This window comes from Bacillus arachidis, from assembly GCF_030285945.1.
GTDB lineage: Bacteria > Bacillota > Bacilli > Bacillales > Bacillaceae_G > Bacillus_A > Bacillus_A arachidis.
Genome location: NZ_CP127376.1, coordinates 1,116,705 through 1,140,261 on the forward strand (window position 1 = coordinate 1,116,705; position 23,557 = coordinate 1,140,261).

The 23,557-nt window shown below is 35.0% G+C and carries 22 protein-coding genes; 14 read left to right on the forward strand and 8 right to left on the reverse strand.

Annotation, left to right across the window (positions count from 1 at the left end; genetic code table 11):
- The first annotated feature begins 10 nt into the window (after positions 1–10).
- From QRY57_RS07150 to QRY57_RS07175, 6 genes are all read left to right on the forward strand, one after another.
- Complete coding sequence (locus QRY57_RS07150; protein ID WP_286017067.1) at positions 11–2,293, forward strand: M28 family peptidase; 2,283 nt, start codon at positions 11–13, stop codon at positions 2,291–2,293.
- Positions 2,294–2,374: 81 nt separating this feature from the next.
- Positions 2,375–3,082, forward strand: a complete 708-nt coding sequence (locus tag QRY57_RS07155) for a 4'-phosphopantetheinyl transferase family protein (RefSeq protein WP_286017068.1) — start codon at positions 2,375–2,377, stop codon at positions 3,080–3,082.
- A 60-nt stretch (positions 3,083–3,142) separates the two neighbouring features.
- Positions 3,143–3,898, forward strand: coding sequence for a ParB N-terminal domain-containing protein (locus tag QRY57_RS07160; protein WP_208017765.1), 756 nt, complete (start codon positions 3,143–3,145; stop codon positions 3,896–3,898).
- A 108-nt stretch (positions 3,899–4,006) separates the two neighbouring features.
- Positions 4,007–5,257 (forward strand): MFS transporter, encoded by a 1,251-nt coding sequence (locus tag QRY57_RS07165; RefSeq protein ID WP_286017069.1) that lies wholly within the window; start codon positions 4,007–4,009, stop codon positions 5,255–5,257.
- Positions 5,258–5,659: 402 nt separating this feature from the next.
- Positions 5,660–6,232: a TetR/AcrR family transcriptional regulator gene (locus tag QRY57_RS07170; protein WP_286017070.1), complete on the forward strand. Its 573-nt coding sequence runs from the start codon at positions 5,660–5,662 to the stop codon at positions 6,230–6,232.
- A gap of 249 nt (positions 6,233–6,481) precedes the next feature.
- The gene (locus QRY57_RS07175) at positions 6,482–9,070 is read left to right on the forward strand and encodes a YhgE/Pip domain-containing protein (protein ID WP_286017071.1); all 2,589 of its coding nucleotides are present in this window, start codon (positions 6,482–6,484) and stop codon (positions 9,068–9,070) included.
- A 41-nt stretch (positions 9,071–9,111) separates the two neighbouring features.
- Here QRY57_RS07175 and QRY57_RS07180 read toward each other — a convergent pair whose 3' ends face one another.
- Both QRY57_RS07180 and QRY57_RS07185 read right to left on the reverse strand, forming a co-directional pair.
- The gene (locus QRY57_RS07180; RefSeq protein ID WP_286017072.1) at positions 9,112–9,636 is read right to left on the reverse strand and encodes a DinB family protein; all 525 of its coding nucleotides are present in this window, start codon (positions 9,634–9,636) and stop codon (positions 9,112–9,114) included.
- Between the two features lie 90 nt (positions 9,637–9,726).
- Positions 9,727–10,668 (reverse strand): helix-turn-helix transcriptional regulator, encoded by a 942-nt coding sequence (locus tag QRY57_RS07185; RefSeq protein ID WP_286017073.1) that lies wholly within the window; start codon positions 10,666–10,668, stop codon positions 9,727–9,729.
- Positions 10,669–10,868: 200 nt separating this feature from the next.
- On the opposite strand from QRY57_RS07185, the gene QRY57_RS07190 reads away from it, so the two are divergent.
- The gene (locus QRY57_RS07190) at positions 10,869–11,882 is read left to right on the forward strand and encodes a LacI family DNA-binding transcriptional regulator (protein ID WP_026590535.1); all 1,014 of its coding nucleotides are present in this window, start codon (positions 10,869–10,871) and stop codon (positions 11,880–11,882) included.
- A 40-nt stretch (positions 11,883–11,922) separates the two neighbouring features.
- Here QRY57_RS07190 and yhfH read toward each other — a convergent pair whose 3' ends face one another.
- Positions 11,923–12,051, reverse strand: coding sequence for a protein YhfH (gene yhfH / locus QRY57_RS07195; RefSeq protein ID WP_000567010.1), 129 nt, complete (start codon positions 12,049–12,051; stop codon positions 11,923–11,925).
- Positions 12,052–12,252: 201 nt separating this feature from the next.
- On the opposite strand from yhfH, the gene QRY57_RS07200 reads away from it, so the two are divergent.
- The 3 genes from QRY57_RS07200 to QRY57_RS07210 all read left to right on the forward strand — a co-directional run bounded on the left by QRY57_RS07200 (position 12,253) and on the right by QRY57_RS07210 (position 15,729).
- Positions 12,253–12,987, forward strand: a complete 735-nt coding sequence (locus QRY57_RS07200; RefSeq protein ID WP_098301918.1) for an MBL fold metallo-hydrolase — start codon at positions 12,253–12,255, stop codon at positions 12,985–12,987.
- A 9-nt stretch (positions 12,988–12,996) separates the two neighbouring features.
- Positions 12,997–13,986: a lipoate--protein ligase gene (gene lplA, locus QRY57_RS07205; RefSeq protein ID WP_026590533.1), complete on the forward strand. Its 990-nt coding sequence runs from the start codon at positions 12,997–12,999 to the stop codon at positions 13,984–13,986.
- A gap of 210 nt (positions 13,987–14,196) precedes the next feature.
- Positions 14,197–15,729 carry a fatty acid--CoA ligase family protein gene (locus QRY57_RS07210; RefSeq protein WP_286017074.1) on the forward strand — a complete coding sequence of 511 codons (1,533 nt, stop codon included), beginning with the start codon at positions 14,197–14,199 and terminating at the stop codon, positions 15,727–15,729.
- Between the two features lie 343 nt (positions 15,730–16,072).
- On the opposite strand, the gene QRY57_RS07215 is transcribed toward QRY57_RS07210, so the two are convergent.
- The 3 genes from QRY57_RS07215 to QRY57_RS07225 are packed head-to-tail and all read right to left on the reverse strand — an operon-like array spanning position 16,073 to position 17,591.
- Positions 16,073–16,864 carry a DUF817 domain-containing protein gene (locus QRY57_RS07215; RefSeq protein WP_286017075.1) on the reverse strand — a complete coding sequence of 264 codons (792 nt, stop codon included), beginning with the start codon at positions 16,862–16,864 and terminating at the stop codon, positions 16,073–16,075.
- Positions 16,865–16,882: 18 nt separating this feature from the next.
- Positions 16,883–17,104, reverse strand: coding sequence for a helix-turn-helix domain-containing protein (locus QRY57_RS07220; RefSeq protein WP_207994338.1), 222 nt, complete (start codon positions 17,102–17,104; stop codon positions 16,883–16,885).
- A 10-nt stretch (positions 17,105–17,114) separates the two neighbouring features.
- Complete coding sequence (locus tag QRY57_RS07225; RefSeq protein WP_026590529.1) at positions 17,115–17,591, reverse strand: DUF2975 domain-containing protein; 477 nt, start codon at positions 17,589–17,591, stop codon at positions 17,115–17,117.
- Between the two features lie 278 nt (positions 17,592–17,869).
- On the opposite strand from QRY57_RS07225, the gene QRY57_RS07230 reads away from it, so the two are divergent.
- The 4 genes from QRY57_RS07230 to QRY57_RS07245 all read left to right on the forward strand — a co-directional run bounded on the left by QRY57_RS07230 (position 17,870) and on the right by QRY57_RS07245 (position 20,903).
- Positions 17,870–18,976, forward strand: a complete 1,107-nt coding sequence (locus tag QRY57_RS07230) for a metallophosphoesterase (RefSeq protein ID WP_090693450.1) — start codon at positions 17,870–17,872, stop codon at positions 18,974–18,976.
- Positions 18,977–19,187: 211 nt separating this feature from the next.
- Entirely contained in the window at positions 19,188–20,096 is a 909-nt protein-coding gene (locus QRY57_RS07235; RefSeq protein ID WP_286017076.1) for an AraC family transcriptional regulator, read from the forward strand.
- Between the two features lie 164 nt (positions 20,097–20,260).
- Complete coding sequence (locus QRY57_RS07240) at positions 20,261–20,479, forward strand: helix-turn-helix transcriptional regulator (protein ID WP_026590524.1); 219 nt, start codon at positions 20,261–20,263, stop codon at positions 20,477–20,479.
- A complete protein-coding gene (locus tag QRY57_RS07245; RefSeq protein WP_286017077.1) occupies positions 20,466–20,903 on the forward strand; it encodes a hypothetical protein in 438 nt (145 codons plus the stop codon). Before QRY57_RS07240 ends, QRY57_RS07245 begins: the two co-directional genes overlap by 14 nt.
- Before the next feature lie 177 nt (positions 20,904–21,080).
- On the opposite strand, the gene QRY57_RS07250 is transcribed toward QRY57_RS07245, so the two are convergent.
- Both QRY57_RS07250 and QRY57_RS07255 read right to left on the reverse strand, forming a co-directional pair.
- Complete coding sequence (locus tag QRY57_RS07250; protein ID WP_286017078.1) at positions 21,081–22,841, reverse strand: sensor histidine kinase; 1,761 nt, start codon at positions 22,839–22,841, stop codon at positions 21,081–21,083.
- 9 nt (positions 22,842–22,850) lie between these two features.
- Positions 22,851–23,555, reverse strand: a complete 705-nt coding sequence (locus QRY57_RS07255) for a response regulator transcription factor (RefSeq protein ID WP_026590521.1) — start codon at positions 23,553–23,555, stop codon at positions 22,851–22,853.
- Positions 23,556–23,557: the final 2 nt, after the last annotated feature.

Below are 23,557 nucleotides of genomic sequence, written 5' to 3' on the forward strand. Positions count from 1 at the left end.
GATAATTATTATGGAAAGCCTTAAAAACAAAAGTATAATGAGTATTTTGTTTATCTTAATTCTTTTATTAATTTGGGGATCTGTATTTCATTTGACCAAAGATATTGGAAAAGCCCCTGTAAATCCTGAATATGAGAAAAAAGCTGCTCTTCAATATCTTGATAAGATGACACAATTTGTCCGCCCAATAGGAACTAAGGGAAACGAAGAAACAAGAAAATTTATTAAGAAAACGTTAAAAGACGAAGGTATAAAGGTCGCAGAATTAAATTCCTTCGTTGAGCATTCGGAGTTCGGTCCGCCACTGGACACTGGAACACCTTCTAATATTCTTGCAACGATTAAGGGGAAAACAGATAATTCAATTTTAATTGTCGGACATTATGATTCTGTCCCATCTTCAAACGGAGCCGGAGATAATGGAATAGCAGTTGCGAATATGCTACAAACTGCTATTGAACAGTCAAAAGAAAAAACTCCTAATAATAATATTTTATTTTTATTTACTGACGGAGAAGAAATTGGTCTTCTAGGAGCAAAAGCGTTTTATGAAAATCATTTTGCTGAATATAATATTCAAAGCGTTATCAACCTGGAAGGTAGAGGGAGTAGTGGAATACCTTTTCTTTTTGAAACCACAAATCAATCAATAGGGATTGTAAAAGAGTACGCTCATCAATCAGACTTTGCGGTTACTTCATCCTTTTTTAGTGAAGCTTATAAACTCTTACCTTTTAATTCAGATTTTACAGTTTTCAAAAATGACATTCAGATAGGATTTAATTTAGCGTTCATTGAAGGGTTTGGAAATTATCATAATATAAATGATGAATTTGAGAATATCGATCATAGTACAGCATTTATGCAGTATTCAAACTTAAAACTCTTTATAAATCTACTCAAAGATAGAGAAATGACTTTAAATGAAGATGTCGATCAGCTTTCATGGACATTGCTCCCTGGTTTTGTGATTTTTTATGGGAAATGGATAAATTTAATATGTATCGCATCAATACTACTATTTCTAGGAATTGTTATCTACAAAAATAAAAGTATTAAAGTGTTAGATGTTTTAATGCCAATTATTGTGATTGGATTGACAGTTGGAAGTGGTTTATTGTACATACAGGTTTTTAAATGGTTTAATCAGTATTTATTTGATTCCTGGAGATTGCTTCCATTGAATAATGATTTATTTTCAATAAGCTTGGGTGTGTTTGCTTTACTAATTGTGTTAATTGCTTTGTATGTTCTCAAAGTAAATAAAAAAACTCCTGTATTTTCCGTGGGTGTTTTAATCGTTTTATTTATCAGTTCAGTAGTGAGCCATTTCATATTTCCAACACTGGTGCTGCCGATTTTTCTTTTCGCCGTTCCATTCTTCATCTCAGATTTGCTTCCCGGAATTAGTTCTATAAAACGTTGTCTAATATTTTTAGCTATATCGTTAATTCCAATTTTATTTACTGTGTATACATTCCGAGTTATCTATATTGCAGTTCCTAAAATTGCTCCAGTATTTATATTTATTATGCCCGTGCTTTTTGTGACTTATCTTTTGGTTAATAACCGATCTAATAAGAGTACCATTTCAATTTCAGCTCTATCAGCTTTAGTCATCTTAATCATTTTGTCGATTAAAGTTCTTTTGACTACCGAGTTTAGTTCAGCAGAGCCTCGACCTAGCTCATTGTATCTATATAGAGATATTAATGGTGGGAACTATTGGATGACTGACCAGACAGAATTAGATGATTGGCAAAAAAAGATCTTTAATAACAGTAGAAATGTGAAAGAGTCAATGTTTTTTGGAGTAGAGGAGACGTATAAACTCTCACCAATAAAAGAGAGCTTCTCGCCATCAAATTTGAAAGTGGATGGAAAAACTCTTAGCCAAACAAAATTGCAGTTAACTATTTCTAACAATGATTATAATGCTCTGTTTTTATTAATAGAAGATGGAGATGCACTAGACTCAATTACTATAAATGAGACTTTAATTGACAAGGAGAAGTTATCCAAAAGTTTGTTGGAAGATAAGATTTTATTACGTATATGGAATACTAAAGATATTCATTTAGAAGCTAAATACGAAAGTGGAGCAGTTAATAAAAATGTTAGAATTTTAGGGATGAATTTTGATCATATGATAACTACTCCTAAGATAACACAAGATAATATTATGCAAGCGTGGCCTGGCTATATGACATTTGTTCACCTGAATAACATTAATTGGGATAAAGAAAGAGGGTTTAATTTCGAACATACATTAGAAGGTTGGTCTTGGAAATAGATTACAACGGTATATGAATCATGTTAAAAGAGGTTGTTATAATCAAATGAACTTAAAATAATTAAAAAGGTAGAAGTGTAAATGAAAATGAGAAGAGAGATTTTAATTTATGAAGTTCACTTACCTAGTAATTTGTCTTTGGAAGAATTTGAAGAAAGTTTATCAATATTAAGTGATGAAGAACTTAAAGTATATAAAAATTATAAAGTTGACCACAAAAAAATAGAATTTATTATAGGTCGTTTACTAATTAAACAATTAATCAGCAAAGAATTAGATATACCTATAAGTGAAGTTGAAATCATGAAAAATAAATATGGAAAACTATTTTTAAAGAAACAATGTGTGCACAATGAAAAAGAATCGTTACATTTTAACTTATCACATACTGAAGGACTAGTTATATGCGTAATTGGTTATATGGATCAAATAGGAGTAGATGTAGAAAACATTACATACGATTTTTTAGAGGTTATGCCTCAAGTGTTCGTACCAGATGAAATAAAGTATATAAATGCAGGGTCATCATATGAAACGAAGTTAATTAGGTTTTTCCATTTGTGGACAAGAAAAGAGGCGTTAGTTAAAGCGAAAGGGTTAGGATTTTCACTGTCACCATTATCGTTTAGTGTACCGTATCAATTAGATGAAAATACTGCAGAAGACTTTAACTATTTTACTTATTCGCCAATGAAGGACTATGTAGCATCAGTGGCAGTTAAAAATGCAGATGGTCTCAAACATACATTTATATCAAAAAAAATCTGTTGGAAAGAGTTAATTAAGTAAGTTATTTCATTCTGAAGTAACGTCAAAAATTAGTATGTTGATTACAGGAGGAATAATATAATGGTTAATTTAATGAGAGAATCTGTATATGTACACTCATTTCTATGTAATAATCACAAGATCGAATTAGCTGTAGTTGATATTGATAAATTGATACCACACGAAGAAGTAGATTTAAAAAAAATCAAAACAGTTTCCGAGGGGATAAAAGATAGTGGCTTCGTAAAACATACTATTCCTTGTGTCAAGTATGATGATAAATTCATCGTTCTGGATGGACATCATAGATTAGCGTCACTAAAAGGATTAGGTTATAAAAGGGCACCTATTCAAATTGTAAGCCAGGATTCAATCGTTTTAGATTATTGGTATCATGTAATTGGGGATCCTAACTGGAAACCTCAATTATCTGATACTATTCATTTAAACGTTGGTGTAACGATTGCCGAGTATAAATGTAAAGATTCTGAGGGGATTATGAGGGGGAAGAATCAAAACATTAACGATATCTTTGCCTCTATTCAAGATATATACCATTCTTATGGAGTTAATCGATTTTATCGCCAAAGTACAATGCCTCAAAATGAATCATGGGTTCAATATAGTGGCATAAGTTTAGAGACGATTATAAATAATGCATTAAAAGGAAATTTAATGCCACCTGGTTTGTCGAGATTTAAAATTCCTTATAAAGTTTTAAATTTAGAAGTGCCTCTTTCCCTCTTAGAAAAAGGAGAAGAAGCGGAGTGGATATGTTTTTACGAAAAAACGTGCGGATTTCAGGTGTGTGAATTTCCGGTGGTATGCATCAATTAATTTCTGAATATTAAAAAGAAACATTCGGATGATCGTGCTCGATATGAGGAAATTATACCTTAACCCGTTGTTAACAAATAATTTGTAAATAAAATTAAGAGGTGCCTTATGCCATTAAAAAAAACAAATTCATCTGCAACTTCACTTTTAAGAAATCGTTTCATTCTGGTCATTCTAATTGCTAGTTGTTTTATGCAAATAGGTATTTGGATTAGGAATTTTGCTATTTTATTATTTGTCGTGTCAGTGACTGATGGAGATGCATTTGCCGTGTCACTTATATCGGTTGCAGAATTCCTTCCGATATTTATATTCTCATTTATTGGTGGTGCCTTTGCAGATCGTTGGAAACCAAAGCGAACGATGATATGGTGTGATCTTCTAAGTGCATTATCAGTGTTTTTAATATTAATTACCCTTATTTATACTACTTGGAAGGTTGTGTTCTTTGTTACTTTCATATCAGCGACTCTATCTCAGTTTTCACAGCCTTTATCGATGAAGTTGTTTAAGAAGCACTTGAGTGAAGAACAAATGCAGAAAGGAATGTCATTATTTCAAACTATAATATCTTCTTTCATGATATTCGGCCCGATTTTAGGTACATTTATATTTGAACAGTTTGGTATCCATGTTTCAATGGCATTAGTGGGAATGATGTTTTTATTGTCTGCCATGACATTGATGTTCATACCAAAAGATCAAAATATTTCCATAACTGACCAGGAATCCTCAGTTTGGATGGACATGAAAGTTGGCTTCAAATATGTTTGGGTTCATCAAATATTAAGAACTTTAGGATTTGTTTTTATGGTTGCGGGCTTAGGTTTAGGGTTAATAAGACCGTTATCCATCTTTTTAATAACTGAGCGGCTTCATTTAGATAAAGAATATCTACAGTGGCTTTTTGCTGTTGATGGAGCAGCTATGATTATAGGTGGAGTTATTGTCATGATTTTTTCAAGCAAAATCGTGCCACAAAAGATTATAATGGTGGGAATGGCGATCATGACTGTAGGAATTTTTATGTTAGGATCATCTACAGTGTTCTGGGTCACCCTAATTACTCAATTCATAATAGGTTTATTCACACCCGGGTTGCTTATTGGGATAAATACAATCATTTTAAACAACACCGAAGAAAATTTTGTGGGCCGCGTAAATGGAATTCTGACACCATTATTTACAGGGACTATGGTAATTAGTATGAGTATTTCTGGTCTATTAAAAGAGCAGTTTTCTTTATTCACCATTTATCAATTCTCTGCCATCTTTTTTATTATAGGTATTTTAGTCATGATTCCGATAATGAGTTTAAGGAATAATAAGGAAGTTAATCACTCTTACGATGTAAATTAATTTGTTATTCTACATTTACTTGATTCTTCTGACTTATGAGGGCTGAGCATCTTTTAAACTTGTTGATTCTCATACTAATCATTTAAAATAGGATGTGATTAGTATGAAAACGAACGGTATCCCGCATGAATTGGCTGTAAAAATCAGATGGATGAAGGCTAATAATCAGTAGGGGAATTACCTCATAAGTAAAGTTTCACTTTACTTATGAGGTAAATTTGCTTTGGACAAGCCGTACCTTTTGACGCGTCAATTGCTCGATATATGTTAAAAATTTGATTAGAAAAAAAATGATGCGGGGAATAATTAAAAAGAGACCTTGTATAGGAGAGAAGACTGTGATAATATCAAGTGTGTACTAATTGACTATATTATCCATATGGTCATTTCGGAGGTGAAGATGTGGCAATAGATCGAAAGCATTCGATTATTGAAGCTGCAACAAAGTCTTTTTCAGCGTTTGGCTACAAGGCAACAACAATGGACCAAGTCGCAAAGTTAGCGAATGTTGGGAAGGGAACGATTTATACGTTTTTCAAAAATAAAGAAGAATTGTTTGGCGAAATTATTTCTAATTTAATTACAGAAATGAGACAGGTAGCCAAAGAAGCAATTCGTCCAGACGTTTCATTTTTTGAAAATGTACATAAAGCATTATATGGTATTTTAGAGTTCAGAAAAGAACATCAATTGATGATTAAACTCATTCAAGAAGAACGAGATATGGGCACGAAAGAAGTACAAGAAGGCATGCAACAAGTAGAGACTGAAATTGTATCAGTTATTCAATCTTACTTAGAAATTGCAATTGAAAAGGGCGAAATTAGTGAATGTGACCCGGAAATTACGGCGTTTATTATGCTTCGCTTATACGTATCACTTATTTTTGATTGGGAAAAAAATCATGAACCACTAGATAAAGAACGAATCGCAAAACTGTTTGAACTTTATTTATTAAAAGGATTGTCAAATTAAGATAATCCTTTTATTATAGTTGAAAATGACTAATTGAACGAAATAGTCATAAGTATTAAATGTTAATTTTTAATCTGTTTACATTGACCAAATGGTTTAAATAGTCATTTAAAATAAAAAAGTGCATAGTATAGAGAGAAGATGATAAAAGTTGGGGTTAGATAATACCTATAGCAGAATATGGCCTTTTTTATTTGGTTTGAAATGACTAATTGAACATTACGGTCATAAATAAAGGGAGGGGAAACAATGAGAGGATTTACGTTACTTGGTAAGGAATTTACGGAAATTATTAAAAGCAAAAAAATTTTAATACCTATTATAGCTGTTTTATTTGTACCACTTTTATACGCTGGTATGTTTTTATGGGCGTTTTGGGACCCGTATGATCAATTAGATGATTTGCCAGTTGCAGTAGTTAATCTTGATAAAGGTGCAGTATTTGATGGCAAATCAATTGAAGTTGGTAAAGGATTAGTCGACGAGTTAAAGGATAATAAAAGTTTTAAATGGGAGTTTGTGAGTGAAAAAACGGCAAAAGAGGGAATGGAAAATCGAAAATATTATATGTTAGTTCGTATTCCAGAGAATTTCTCAGACAATGCAACAACGCTGCTGAAAGAAAATCCAAGACGATTAAACTTAGAATATATACCAAATGAAAGCTTAAACTTCTTATCTTCACAAATCGGCGGGACTGCGATTGAAAAAATTAAAGGAGAAGTATCTAATACGTTAACCAAAACGTATGCAGAGAAAATGTTTGATTCCCTAAAAGATGTTTCACAAGGATTTGCTGATGGATCGGATGGAGCGAATAAGTTACATGATGGTGCTGGGGAGCTGCAAGATGGATCTGGCAAGGTAACAGACGGCTTGCATACATTGCAAGGGAAGTCTGGAGAGATGAAGAATGGAGTTGATCAGTTAGTAGGTGGATCTGGTAAATTGCTAGATGGATCAGGTCAAGTATCAAGTGGTTTAAACTTATTAAACAGTAAAACAGGTGAATTGAAAAATGGAGTTGGTCAGTTAGTAGATGGATCAGGTCAAGTATCAGGTGGTTTGAACCTGTTAAACAGTAAAACAGGTGAATTGAAAAATGGAGTTGGTCAGTTAGTAGATGGATCAAATCAGGTGACAGATGGTTTACATTTACTCGCAAATCAATCAGCTACATTGCAAAAAGGTACAACAGATTTGGCTACGGGAATGACTGGGCTTGCCAATGCACAAAGTGAACTAGAGACAGGTGCAAAAGATATTCAAGATGGCATTCATACTTTAAATAGTAAGGTGCAAGCCTCTATATCAAGTTTGAAAGATTTAGAGCCAAAACTTGCAGAATTGGGTGCAGCTTCACAAAAAGTGGAAGGGCTAAGTCAAGTATCACAAGAGAATGTTAAAGCATCGAAGGAAACGATGGATGATTTAGTTGCTTTACAAAATGCGATTAACAGTTTACCAAAAGAATCTCAAGATAAGTTACAGCCTCTTATGAAGAGTGCTACGAATAACATGGCTGCAGTTCAAAAGCAATCAGCCATCATTGCGGGGGGAACGAGCGAGTTAAAGGAAAAAGTAAGTGGATTACAAGTGAAGCTACCAGATACAAATCAATTGACGAATTTAGCGAATGGTATTAATCCATTAGAACAAGGTCAAATGAAATTCGTAACTAATTTCCATACATTTGGTGAGAAATTAGATACAGCAACATCTGGTGCAGATAGCTTATCTAAAGGATCCGAAAAATTAATTCAAGGTGTAAATAAGCTAGCAGACGGTTCAAATAAAGTGACAAATGGTTTAGTTCAGTTAGCAACAAAATCAGATGAAATGATTGGTGGAATTGGTAAGCTAGCAGATGGTTCAAATAAAGTGACAAACGGTCTAGTTCAATTATCAACAAAATCAAATGAAATGATTGGTGGAATTGGTAAGTTGGCAGAAGGCTCAAATAAAGTGACAAACGGTTTAGACACGCTAAATGGTGGTCTAAATAAAATGTTAGATGGCTCAGGCCAATTAATCGACGGAGTAAACAAACTAGCAGACGGCTCCGGAAAAGTAACAGACGGCTTAGTAAAAGTAAATGACGGAACTGGTGAACTCGCCGAAAAACTTGGCGCGGGTGCTGAGAAAACAGGGGAAGTAAAAGGAACTGATAAAACATACGAAATGTTTGCAGATCCAGTGAAAGTACAAACTGAGAAGATGGCAGAAGTTCCAAACTACGGAACAGGATTTACACCATACTTCTTATCTCTTGGCTTATTTGTTGGGGCACTTCTATTATCGATTGTATTCCCATTACGCGAGACAGTTGGTATACCAAAGTCAGGGCTTAGCTGGTTTATTAGTAAGTTCGGTGTACTACTTGCAGTTGGCGTAATTCAAGCGCTTGTTGCAGATGCTGTATTATTATTAGGATTAGGTATTGAAGTACAAAGTGTGGCATATTTCGTATTGTTTAGTATTCTTACAAGTCTATCGTTTATCGCTTTAATTCAGTTCTTAGTAACTACTTTCAGCGATGCTGGACGTTTTATCGCGATTTTAACATTAATTCTACAATTAACAACAAGTGCAGGTACATTCCCGCTTGAGTTAATTCCAAAACCACTACAAGTATTTAATGCATGGTTACCAATGACGTACTCTGTATCTGGATTTAAAGCAGTTGTGTCAAGCGGAGACTTCGGATTTATGTGGCAAAACGTAGGTATATTAATGATCTTTATTGTTCTGTTGTCACTTGGAACGATTGGTTCGTTGACTTGGATGCATAAGCGGCAGTTTCGTAATTTAGTAGAGGAGAAATCGATAGAAGCCTAGGGGAGTGATCCTCTAGGCTTTTTCAAATTTTATAGGGAGATTTACTTTAGAATAATACTTTGTTCCAGCCTTTCTTTCTGACGAAGATGGTGTGCAAAATGCATATAAATCAATTGAAACCATTCTACAGCATTTAAATACCCAAGTCCCGGGTGCTCTACCTTTTGATTGTTTGGAATCGACGAGAGTTTTGGTTCAAGCTCTTTTATCTTTTCAATAAGTTGTAACAGTGTTTTTTGAATCGTTTCTTTATCTGTTGGATTGGCCGGTATATACCCTGGGTGATTAGGTACTTTTATTTGTATTGGAGGAAAAGCACCCATCTTATATACTTGCTCACCCATTTCGGTTTTTTTGCCATCTAAAGTGGCAGATTCAGCTGTACATGTTGCGATGGCATCTAATTGCATATTTGAAGCTGCGAGTAAATGATTATACATTTGTCCGAGTGACCATTCTTCTTCAGAAGGCTTTTTTCTAAATTGTTCAAGGGAGTATTTTTCTAATTCGTTGATGTAGTACGTGGCTATACTTTCGAATTTCTCTAAAATGGTATTTGGGTTCATCGTGTTAACTCCTTTTCTTATATAAGATCTAATTCTTAAGGACTATTATAAATGACTGATGTTGACACCATTATGTCAGTAGTGAAAAAATTAAATTTGCAGCAATTTTTTTGCCTCTTCTCGAACTTTCTCAGAAAGAATAGTAGGTTCTAATACTTTTACTTGGCTTCCCCAGCTCAGCACCCATGGAAATACTTCATCTATACCTCTTGTTTTTAAGAAAACATGAAAACCATCCTTTTTATGTTCGTATGTATCGATATAAAAATAACGAGACTCTATAACTTTATGAGAGATAGTAGGGTGAAATAATAGATGAATGATAACGGTTCGATCATCTTTTGGCTCATAGTCTGGTAAATAGAATTTTTCTGGTTTTTGAAAGAATTTATGTTCTTCTTGTAAATCACTCATACGGTCTAAACGAAAATGCCGTATTTGTTGTCGAAGAAGGCAATGAGCGACAAGGTACCAAATCCCTGAGATATTCACTAAGCCATAAGGATTGACGGTGCGAGCCGTTTTGTCATTTTGATTAGGCTTGCGATAAGAAAAGGAAACACATTGTTGTTTTTGAATGGCTTCTTGTAAGAGAATCAGCTGTTTTTCGAGTAGTTCTTGAGCAAATTTTTGATGAGAGAAAGTCCCGGAGAGGAAGCGGAAAGTTCCAATTAACTCCTTAACCTTCTTTTGTTGTTCGGAAGGGAGAATGGATTCTAATTTTTCTTTAGCAGACTTTGCATGTGTAGAAAAAGCAGAATCAAAATTATTCTCAACATAATTGCTCCCTAATAAAAGCGTTACTGCTTCTTCTGGTTTAAATTGAATAGGCGGCAAGAAATACCCATCCATTAAAGAATAGCCTTGTCCGGGCATTGAAAAGATGGGAACGCCAGATGCACTCAAGGCTTGCATATCACGGTATATCGTTCTCGTACATGTCTCGAATTTTTCAGCTAAACTTTTGGCCGTGACAATTTGTTTTCGCTGTAACTCTATGAGAATAGCGAGTAAACGATCAGTTCGATTCATTATGTATCATTCCTTATTTATTTGATGATAATCTTTATAATGGAATGTTCGAAAGCTACAATTATTTCTCCTGCAAATACAGACTTTTTACTATGAATAATATTAATATAGTAAAATCCTGCGAACTTATATTGCAGTTTCCAATAATATACTATATAATCTAGTTAAGAAAACGTTTTCATACAAAGGGGGAGAATTTCGTGTCAACGATCGAGGACGTGGCGAAATTAGCGGGGTTATCAAGAACAACGGTTTCTCGGGTGATTAACAACCATCCGTATGTATCAGATGAGAAGAAAAAGAGGGTTCAATTGGCGATGAAGCATTTAGGATTCGTTCCTAATTCTGCAGCAAGAAGGCTCCGTAAACAGAAAACAGAAACAATTGCGGTGCTTGTTCCAAGGATTACAAATCCGTTTTTCAGTAGATTTATTGAAGCGATTGAAATTGCTGCTTCTGAACATAAATATAAACTGATTATTTGCCAAACAAGATACTTACCGGAAAAAGAGATGGAATACTTACAACTGTTATCAACAAAACAAGTTGATGGGATTATCTTATGCTCACTTGAGAATCCATGGGAGAATGTGGAGCCATACTTACAACACGGTCCAATCGTGTTATGTAATGAATACATTGAAGAAGCAAATATTCCAACGGTTAAATTTGATCATGCACAAGGGGCTTATATCGCTGCGAAGCATGTATTAGAACAAGGTTATCGAAACCTTATTTTTTGTCGTGGAAATGAAACGAAAGTAGTGAGCCAACAGCGAAAAATGGGCTTTTTACGTGCAATCACTGAGAAGAGCAAAGAAGTAGAAGCGATCGATTTTCTTGAAAACGCTTTCTCTTGGGAAGATGGAAAAAGAATGTTCCATGAAGTATTAAAGGACAAAAAAAATCCTACCGCTATTTTGGCAGGAGGCGATGAAGTCGCAGCTGGAATTATCGCAGAAGCGAAACGCCATGGCTGGAGCATTCCTGATGATTTAGCTGTAGTTGGCTTTGATAATCAAATTTTATCACAGATTTCAGAGCCTGGTATTACGACAATTGAACAGCCAATTGATGAAATGGCCCATAAAGTTGTCGATTTAATGATGGATAAAATCCATACGAAAAATTATCGTAAAAAAGAATTGTATGAGTTTGAACTAGAGCTCTTGGTGAAAGGTTCAACGACGAAGGATACAATGTTACTAGCCTAGTAGACGATGTCTGCTAGGTTTTTCTTATGTTTAGAAACTACTATTCTTCGTGAACGCAGTCGTCACATTTATTATGATATGCTTCGTGTTGCTCATCAATTTCTTTTCCGCAATGTGCACACGTTTTTGTTGGCAAATTTCTGAAAAATTCCATCGGTTGATCGATCATGTAAATCCCTCCATTTCCATTTCTTAGTATCATTGTATTAGTACAAAAAATAAATGTCAACAACTGTTTTATAACAAAGTGAAAAATAATGAAAAAGTTTAGGAAATGGATTATAGTTAAAACTGTAGAGTGTAAGTAAAAATCTTTCTCAATAGATGGAAGAATACTGCATTTCTAGCGGTTTAGAAAGGATGGATACATATGAAAATGACTGTTGTTGGCTTTTGGGGTGGCTTTCCAGAAGTGGGAGAAGCAACGTCGGGGTATTTGTTTGAACACGATGGTTTTCGTTTACTTGTTGACTGTGGCAGTGGTGTACTAGCACAGCTTCAAAAATATATAACACCATCTGATATAGATGCAGTTCTGTTGTCGCATTATCATCACGATCATGTTGCGGATATTGGAGTGTTGCAATATGCGAGATTAATTTCAAGCATGGTAAAAGGGCAATTACCACAATTACCGATTTATGGACATGGATTTGATGTGCAAGGATTTTCTTCCTTAACACATGAACCGTATACGAAAGGGATTGTGTACAATCCGGAAGAAACGGTGCAGATTGGACCATTTTCTATTTCCTTTTTAAAAACAGTTCATCCCGTTATCTGCTATGCGATGCGGATTACAGTAGGGGATAAAGTTGTTGTATATAGTGCTGATTCCAGTTACATTCCTGAATTTATTCCATTTACAAAAGATGCGGATTTATTTATTTGTGAATGTAATATGTATGCACATCAAGAAGCTGCTAAGGCAGGACATATGAATAGTACAGAAGTAGCGGATATTGCAAAACATGCAAATGTTAAGGAACTCCTATTAACGCACTTGCCGCATACAGGAAACCCATCTGATTTAGTAGAAGAAGCAAAACAAATTTTCAGTGGCCCTATTGTGCTTGCGCATAGCGGTTACGTTTGGAACTCATGAGGTGATTAGATGTTATTTATTGATAATAAAGGGATTACAGATCCTACGATTAACTTAGCGATTGAAGAATATTGCGTGAAAAATTTAGATATTAATGAAACGTACCTTTTGTTCTACATTAATGAACCTTCCATTATTATTGGAAAAAACCAAAACACAGTAGAAGAAATTAATGCGGATTATGTAAAAGAAAAAGGGATTCATGTTGTACGTCGCTTATCAGGTGGTGGCGCTGTATATCATGATTTGGGAAACTTAAACTTCAGTTTTATTACGAAGGATGATGGGGATAGTTTTCATAACTTTAAAAAGTTCACAGAGCCTGTTACGAAAGCGCTTGGAAAATTAGGCGTAAATGCAGAGCTTAGTGGCCGTAATGATATTTTAGCGGAAGGTAGAAAAATCTCAGGTAATGCGCAGTTCTCAACGAAAGGCCGTATGTTTAGTCACGGTACATTACTATTTGATTCTGAAATTGAACATGTTGTATCTGCACTAAAAGTAAAAATGGACAAGATTCAATCAAAAGGAATTAAGTCAATCCGTAGCCGCGTAGCGAACATTACGGAATTTTTAAATGAAAAGATGACAACAGAAGAGTTTAAGCAACTTCTTCTAGCGACGATTTTTGAAGGGGAAACAGAAATTCCAACATATGAATTAACAGAAGAAGATTGGAAAGAAATCTATAAAATTTCTGAAGAGCGCTACCGTAATTGGGATTGGAACTACGGAAAGTCTCCTAAGTTCAACTTACAACATTCACACCGTTTCCCAGTTGGACAAGTTGATGTTCGCTTAGAGGTGACAAAAGGAACAGTAACAGAGTGTAAAGTATACGGTGATTTCTTCGGCGCACTAGATGTTCATGATATTGAAGAGCGTTTAATAGGAGTGCAGTTTGATAAAGAAGCTTTTGCTAAGGCGTTAGAAGATGTAGATGTCAAACGCTACTTTGGTAATATAACAAAAGAAGATTTCTTAGCATTATTCTTTTAACTCGTAAAAACAGTCATAGTATCCGTATGACTGTTTTTTATTTTGTTGCAAATAAGCGTATAAAAACAAGGGATAGAGTCTCTCATTGAAAAATGAATGAATGCTCATTTATATGCAAGTATTTGGATTTTACTTGCTAGTTTAATTTTCTTTTAATATAATGTATTTAGAATTTTTAAATTTTCTAAATTTTATAAAGGTGGGGTTTATGTGAATCTCGTTCAATCTTTGGCTGAAACAGCAAAAAAGGAAGGGGAGAAACCGGCGTATATATTTATGGATCAGTCGGTCTCGTATGACCAATTAAACAAAACGGTCACGAAGTTTTCTGGTAGTTTAGCAAAAATGGGCATTGGAAAAGGGGACAATGTCGCATTAATTGTTGGTAATTCACCGCATTTTTTAGTTGGTTTATATGGGACGATGAAAGCCGGAGCAACTGTCATTCCAATTAACCCAATTTATACAGCAGACGAAATGCATTATATTTTACAAAATGGAGATGTAAAAACAATCATCACACTCGACGTTCTTCTACCTGTTATACAATCTCTTACAACAAGACTTCCTTCTCTTGAACATATCATCATATGTGAAACCTCAACAGATTTCAATCATACAGAAACCGAAAAAATGAAAACGTTTACTAGTCTTATAGGAAACGGTGACCTATCCTATGAAGGTCCGGAGCTAGATGAAGAAGATGTAGCTGTTATTTTGTACACTTCAGGAACAACTGGAAAACCAAAGGGTGCTATGTTAACACATAAAAATTTATATAGTAATGCTAGCGATGTAGCATCGTATTTACAATATACTGCAGATGATCGCGTTGTTGCTGCGCTTCCAATGTTCCATGTATTTTGTTTAACGGTAGCTGTGAATGCTCCAATTGTTAACGGTGCGACGATTTTAATGTTGCCGAAGTTTAGTCCGAAAGAAGTATTTCGTATTTGTCGTACATATGAACCAACAATCTTTGCTGGAGTACCGACGATGTACAATTATTTATATTTATATGAAGAAGCAAGTGCAGAGGATGTTAAGACGCTTCGTCTCTGTATTTCGGGTGGAGCTTCTATGCCTGTTGCGCTTCTGAAAAACTTTGAAAATCGCTTTAATGTTATTGTTTCAGAGGGATATGGATTATCAGAGGCTTCACCAGTTACTTGTTTTAATCCGCTAGATCGTCCGCGTAAACCAGGTTCAATTGGAACGAATATTTGGCATGTAGAAAATAAAATTGTCAATGAGCTTGGAGAAGAAGTGCCTGTGGATGAAGTTGGTGAATTAATTGTCCGCGGTCCAAATGTGATGAAGGGATATTATAATGCACCAGAAGATACAGCGGCAACGCTTCGTGATGGATGGCTGTATACAGGGGACTTAGCAAGAATGGATGACGAAGGCTACATCTATATTGTTGATCGTAAAAAGGATATTGTCCTTGTAGGTGGTTATAACGTATATCCTCGTGAAGTAGAGGAAGTATTATACCAGCACGAAGCAGTTGCAGAAGTTGTCGCAATTGGTGTTCCAGATGAAAACTTAGGAGAAGCAGTGCGCGCCTATGTTGTTCTGAAGAATGGTGCGGTAACAGAAGAAGAGTTAACGCATTACTGTTCTTTACATCTTGCAAAATATAAGGTGCCAAAGAGTATAGAGTTTTTGGAAGAGTTGCCGAAGAATACGACAGGTAAACTCTTGAGAAGAGCGCTGAGGGAAAAGGCGTTAAATGTATAATGTTTTTTAATTAACATACGGTAGCTTCGGACTAAAGTATGATCAAAAATAAAGCAGAAACCTGCATTTTATGGAAAACTCAAAGAATCCATTTTGAAAAAAATAATCAAAATGGATTCTATAGTTTTAAATGTAGATGGAATTTGTATGAAATTGTTTAATCATACTACGGTATTTTTTGTTGAATATTAGCCCCTTATAGTTTAAAGGAATAGTTTTACAAGCTAATTTAATACATGTATTTCTGCAATATTATCCAAGGCTTTTTCCAATGTATCTGATTCGGAATTTTGTACACTAAAAAGTCCTAGGGATATGATTTTTTTAAGAGAGTTCTTATCTGTTATAAAAATTGACTAGTATCTACCTGGGTGGAGTTTTTTTCCTTAACTTGCTTTAACGTCGCTACTATAAGAAAGCTAACAATCACTAATAAAAGCCATGAACTCACCTTTCCTAGATGAACGAGATTCCATGCATCGGTTTGGTTTGGATACTTCCAAGCTCCAAAGAACGTTGCGATATTTTCAGCTATCCATATAAAAAATCCGATGAGCACAAAAGAAAGTGCGATTGGCATACGATAACGAGTTCCATCAACTTCGTATGTGACCCATGATTGCCAAAAAACGATGATTACAAGTCCAGATAACCACCAACGAACGTCAATCCAATAATGGTGGATGAAAAAATTTAAATAAATCGCAGTTGCAAGAGGGACAACTACTAAAAACGGTGGCCACTTAACTAATTCAACTTTCAATCTTCTCCAAGCCTGGCAAAGATAACTCGCTACACTTGCATACATGAATCCGCTATATAAAGGCACTCCAAAAATTTTGAAATGGCCTTCCTCCGGATAAGACCAGGAGCCCATATGTACCTTAAAAAGTTCAAGAGCAAGTCCAATAAGATGGAACAACGTGATAACCTTTAGTTCATCACGTGTTTCAAGCCCAGAACGCACCATCCACCACTGCATCAGAAGACAGATGATGAGCAGCCAGTCATACCGTGGTAGGAAGGGAAGTGGCATGATTTGTGTAAAAGCCAAAGAGGCAAAAATAACGACAGGAAACAAGCACGATAGGGCCTGCTCCCAGCCAAAATGAACGAGTTGTTTTAGAGTTCTCATGGTTTGTGCCTCACTTTATTAATCTTGATTGTCTTCGTCATTTCTGTATTCTAAAATGTCTCCAGGTTGGCATTCCAATGCTTTACAAATAGCCTCTAAAGTAGAAAATCTAATTGCTTTTGCCTTTCCATTTTTCAATATAGAAAGGTTAGCCATTGTTATTCCAACCCTTTCTGAAAGCTCTGTTACGCTCATTTTCCTTTTAGCTAACATCACATCAATATTGATTATTATTGCCATGTTCATCACCTCAGACCGTTAAGTCATTTTCCGATTTTATATCAATTGCTTCTTTTAACAGTTTTTGAAGAACAGCAGCAAACACTGCAATTACCATTGAAGCAAAAATAACGACTAAGCCAATTAATATGATACCTGGGGCGTCGTCTATCTCCGCTATGAAATAAAAGAATGGCATGCCTACCGCATACAAGACACTGATTGTGATTGCACAGTATTTGATATTTTTTAAAGCTCGGACAGATAATTCCGAGAAAGCTTTGCTCTTGTCAATGTAAATTAGAAGTCGGAACGCCTGATACAATGCAATGAAAAATGGTAGCACTGATACATACATAATGATTAAAACGGGATATAGTATATGAGCATAATCTGGATTTACTGGATTATTAGCTAACCAAGGTAAGCTAAATATACATAAAGCAAGAATTGGAATCCCAATAAGCATAACAGCGATCTTTAAAAAGAGCGTTGATACTTGTTTCATAAAAAGCACCTCACTTATTTATTGTAAATTTGAATTTACCATATCATTTATCGTTTTACAATAAATTTTTATTTATTATAATTATATTTTTATTGTTAAATAAATGTTAGTTGTAGACAAAGATAAAAGTACAATTGCAATCTTAAATATAGGGAAATAAGCAGCACTAGACAAATTGTTTCGTGCTTTTTTATTTTTATAATCCTTGGCAGTACATATGATTCACAGTATGAAAAGATTGCAGGTTATAATAAAAGAAATAGAAAAGGGGGCATATTGTGAAGATTAGTCGATATTTCAATATAGTTACTATTTTTCTTATATATACATTACTGATGTTTTACATTGGATGGAACGGATGGGTTTGGCTTCAAACCATGTTTGGTTGGGAATCTTGGGGGTATTACGCTGCAGTAGTTGGGTTGCTCTCGTATGCGTATTTAATTGTCCAGGTTTTCAAATTCATGCCTTTCTTACGGACGATTGGTTCTTATTGGTTTGCGGTGATACAATATGCTCTTATATTGTTACCACTTGCTGATATAGCGGTATTTATCCTGCAGTTATCAGTTCCGATAGATACAGCCATTATGTGGACGGGGATTGTTACGCTTAGTATGTTTATTTTCATTTTTGGCTATGGAACATTTAATGCGTATAGTCCGGTTGTTCGAAAGTATGAGATTCACATACCAAAAGAAGCGAGGGAGCGTAAAACACTTCGCATTGCAATGGCTTCTGATATGCATTTTGGTAAGTTGTCAGGTGTTTCTCATTTGAAAAGACTCGTGCACCATGTAAATGAAATGAAGCCTGATATCATCTTGTTACCAGGAGATATTATCGATGATCATCCTGGAGAATTCATTAAGAAAAACATGGGGCATGTGATGAAAGAGATGCAGGCACCTCTTGGTGTGTATGGAGTGCTTGGAAATCATGAATATTATGGACGAGCAATTCCGGAGTTTCTGCAAGAGATGGATAAAATTGATATCCATATCATGTTAGATGAAGTGATCAAAGTTGAAGATAGTTTTTATCTTGTTGGTAGAAGGGATAAAACAGAGCGAGATCGTCAAAGTTTCGAAGCGCTAATGAGCACTGTAGATAAATCGCTTCCCGTTATCGCGATGGATCATCAGCCGTTTGAATTAAAACAGGCAGCGGAATCTGGCGTTGATTTATTATTATCGGGCCATACGCATAGAGGACAAATGGCACCGAATCATTTGATTACGAGAAGAATGTATGAACTAGACTGGGGATATTTACAAAAGGAAACATTTCATGCGATTGTTTCTTCAGGATTCGGATTTTGGGGTCCGCCGCTTAGACTTGGAAGCCGGTCGGAAGTCATTCAGGTCGATGTGACTTTTAATTGAGATAAAAATGAAACAACCATTCAGCTTTGAATGGTTGTTTTCATTTTTAGTGACGAGAACCACTTGGACGGTCAAACCAATTCCTCCCTTCACTTATAACAACGAATGTAATATGAAAAAGTTACAAATTTCTGTAAAATAAAAGCAAGAAACGTCAAGAAAAGAATCCTCTTCTCTTTTATCATAATACATATAAGGCGGGTGAACAGAGATGGAAAGCTATGAAACACAAATTCAAAAAGCAATTGATTACATTGAAGTAGATGTAATGGAAAAACAAACATTAAGTAATTTGGCTCGTATTGCAGGGTTCTCGGAATATCATTTTCATCGCGTATTCCAAGCGCTAGTAGGCGATACTGTCATGGAGTATGTTCGTAAGAGGAGACTAGCCCGGGCAGCTTATCAGCTTTCTCATACGGAAGAAAAAATCCTTGATATCGCATTAGAACATGGCTTTCAATCTCATGAAACGTTCATTCGAGCCTTTAAAAAGTTGTTTCAGATGACGCCAAGTAGCTACCGAAAGCAAGGGATTAAGACACCGATGTATTATAAAGCAAATGTGAAGCAGCGAAAGTTCAATCCATATTTAGGGGGAATACAAATGGAATTTCGTATTGAAAAAAAACCAGCGTTTCATGTAGCTGGATATGAGATGAAGACGTCTAATAAAGAAGGAAAAAACCTTAAAGATATTCCGGTATTCTGGGATCGTTATTTACAAAACAATCTTGCAAGTAACATTACAAACCGTAAACATACAGATCAGTATGTAGAGCTTGGAATGTGCACGGATTTTAATTTAGAAGCAGGGGACTTCACTTATATTATTGGAATGGAAGTTACAGGTTTTGATGGGGTATCAAATGAATTAGCGCAGCGTACGTTCCCAGAAGCAACATATGCTGTATTTACAACACCAAAAGTACCTCATAAAGACATGGTATCGTCTCTCCAACAAACATGGAAGAGTATTTTTTCAGAATGGTTCCCGCACTCAGGCTATGAACATGCGGGCGTTACAGAGTTCGAGTTATATGATGAGCGTAGCCATGAAGATAAGAGTGAGTTTGCGCAAGTTGAGATTTGGCTGCCAGTGCAGAAGAAACAACAATAAGAAGAGAAGAAAGTTTCCTAGATTCTAGGAAACTTTTTTGTATGAGATTTAAGGTTAATCGTATTATAAAATTACATAGCGATAATTTTAGCGTCTATTATGTAACATATATATTGAATTATGTAATATATATGTTACAATTTGGTTAAGGAGGGATAATATAGGTGAGAAATAAAGTAAAGATAGCTCGTGTTCAAGTAGACTTAACGCAACAACAACTGGCACAGAAAGTTGGCGTCACGCGGCAGACCATTAGCTTGATTGAAAAAGGTGCATATAACCCTACACTAAAATTGTGCTTGGAGATTTGTTATGCAGTGAATAAGACGTTGGATGAAATATTTTGGATTAGCGAGGAGGAGCAGATATATGAAGATAATTAAAGATGAACGATTACAAATGCAAAGTTTGAAAAATATTCGTATTGCCTTTATGGTCCAAACGATAGGGATACTTGTCATTTTACTTTATGAGGCGATTACAGAAGGGGTTATGGAGGCTAGAGATAATCCATTATGGTTAGTATTTATGCTTACTGTGGTTGTTTTAAGTTGGCTGAATCTCAAAATTTCCCTTGATGTGTATGATAATGCAAATGAACAGAAAAAGCCCCGTCCTTATTACCGAATTGTAATTCTTTCTGCATTGGTTGGTACTGCTTTAGCACTCCTAGCAAAATTCGGTCCAGATCACAGTAATAACAGTCAAGCCCTACTTGTAGGCAGTGTGGTTTTTGTTTGTTTTCTCATTCCTTTTTCTTTTGTTCACTATTTACAAAAAAAACGATTAGAGGAAGATGACGTATAATATTTAATTCTTCTATAGAAACGCAATCTTCATCCCCTCCTAGTTTCTAAAATATGTTCGGAAGGAACAACTATATTTCGAATTATCTATGGCTTATTGACTAGATTCAGGATGTAAGTCTTCAAAGAACATTTACCAGTATTAAATAAATATAAAAGAACTTCCTAGACTTTTAGACTAGGAAGTTCTTTTGTTATTAGGCGAGAAAGGAAATACCATATTAATGGTTGTCCCTTTCCCAAGCTCACTTTCAATAGAAATCGTACCGTGATGTGCGAGAACAAGTTGTTTTGTAATCGCTAAGCCAAGGCCTGTTCCAGCATTATTTTCTTCCGTATTTGTACCGCGGTAATATCTTTCGAATAGAAGTTCTTTCGTTTGTTCATCCATGCCTTTTCCATTATCAGAAATAGAAAGTGTGAAAGTGTGTTTGTTCTGTCCAAGACTTACAATGACATTGGTAGTTTCATTATTATGTTTGACTGCATTTGCTAATAAGTTCTCAATGATACGCTGGAACCATTTTTCTTCAATAGAATAATGAATGTTACTAGAGCTAGGAACAAATTCTATGTTTTGATTTTGAAGTGTCGGGTTGTTAATAAATTGTAATAAGACTTTTTGGACAAATTGATTAATCTCAACCTCGACATGGTGAGTGGGAATCGCATTGTTTTTTAATTGATACGTTAAGCTTAAGTCGTCAATTAATGTTGTCATATATTGAGATTTTTCTCGCATGACACGTCCAAACTCTTGAATGTCTTTATCGTCCCATTTATATTGTTTCGATTCTAGTAATAGAGAATACCCGTAAATAGAACTGAGCGGTGTTTTTAAATCATGAGTGAGACCAGTAATCCATTCCTCTCGTGTTTGTTGAATAACTTGTCGTATGGACTCATTTTTTTTGAGTGTAATAGAAAGGTGCTCTAGAGCATTTGTCACATCTTTAAAAAGACGGAATGACCACTTTTCTTTACCCGAGCGCCGAAAACGGACTGTTTTTCCTTTTTTACTGACTGGTTCTTCGTATGTTCCACCAGCGATATTTTTGAGCCAGCGCATTGTATGTAATAACGGTTTACCAAATTTTCTTCCGTACCAAATAGAAAGAATAACTAAGTAGACAAACGCAATTAAAATAATAACGCCAAATCCCATTAAGAATTTTTTTGCGAATATATCTTCATTCATATCAGATGGATAGTAATATTCATTCTTTACTGTTATGGTAAATAAGGTTTGGTCCTCTGGATTATACAAACTTGAGACATTTTCTTTGTGATTCCAAGGCTCTTTTTCAGAAAGTACAGCTTGAATGGCTGAAAAGGATTTTCTTTTTGTTTCAGGATAAGCAAAAATCTCTTCTCCTTGTGCGTTAAATATTTGCAGCGTAGCGCCTTCTGCGGTAAGCTGTTTCTTTTCTTTTTCTGTTAAAGAAAATGCAGCTGATAATGGTGAACCGTGTTCTTGTTTTAATTCTTGAAGTAATGTATTACTTTTTAGCTTCCCGCCATAAATCATAATTGCTGTTTTTTCCTCTAATTCAATGTTCCAATACGTCAATTTGTAAGGATTTTGTATATCATGCTGTAAATAAGTAACTAGGGATGTTTTTGTATAAGAACCAGGAACATCTTCAGGAGAATTAAAGTCATACAGTACCTTTCCGCTTTCATCAACAATTTGAAGCCAATCATTTTTTTTCTCAATCATTTCTTTTACCTCAGAACTTAATGTTATACGCCCGTTTTCTGAAGAAACGTTTTGAGAAATAGTGAAGTTATCAAGTTCGGGAACGTTTGGTTCATAAAGGCTCGTATTGAAAAGATAAACTAAATAGCCAAAGGCAATGATGACTGCAATTAGTAAAGTAAACAAAACGAAAATATGCTGTATAATAAATTGGATAATAATCCTTCTACTTAAATTCATAGTTGGTACCTACTTTGCGATGAATTTATAGCCAAGTCCGCGAACGGTTTTTATGTATTGTGGGTTACTTGGATCAAGCTCAATTTTTTCACGTAGTTTTCGAATATGAACCATAACTGTGTTGTCATCTCCATTATAGGCGGGTGCCCCCCATACTTTTTCGTATATTTCTTCTTTTGAAAATACGTAATTCGGATGTTCACAGAAAAAAAGTAGTAGTTGAAAGAGCTGAGCGGAACATTCAACAACCTTTCCGTCTACTTGTAATTCGGCTGCATGTTTATCGACTTGAAATCTTCCAAATGAAATAAAGTGTGTTTCTTTCGTAGGTTGTGATATTTGTTTCATGTGTCTTCGAAGTTGCGCTTTCATACGAGCGACAACTTCTAGTGGATTGAATGGTTTTGTAATATAGTCGTCTGCTCCGTATAAGAAGCCAGATACTTTATCTAAATCAGATGATTTTGCTGTTAGGAAGAAAATTGGGCAATCTGTTTTTTGACGAATGATTGGACAAATGTCAAAACCAGATTGTCCAGGAAGCATGACGTCTAGAATCATTAAATCATAACGATTTTGTTCTACGAATAGTAAAGCTTCTTCTGCAGATGTAGCAGTTGTAATATGAGAAAATCCTTCTTTTTGTAGAATAGTAGTTAATAGTTGTAAAATTGCCGTTTCATCATCAACAAGTAAAATATTTGCAGTATACAATT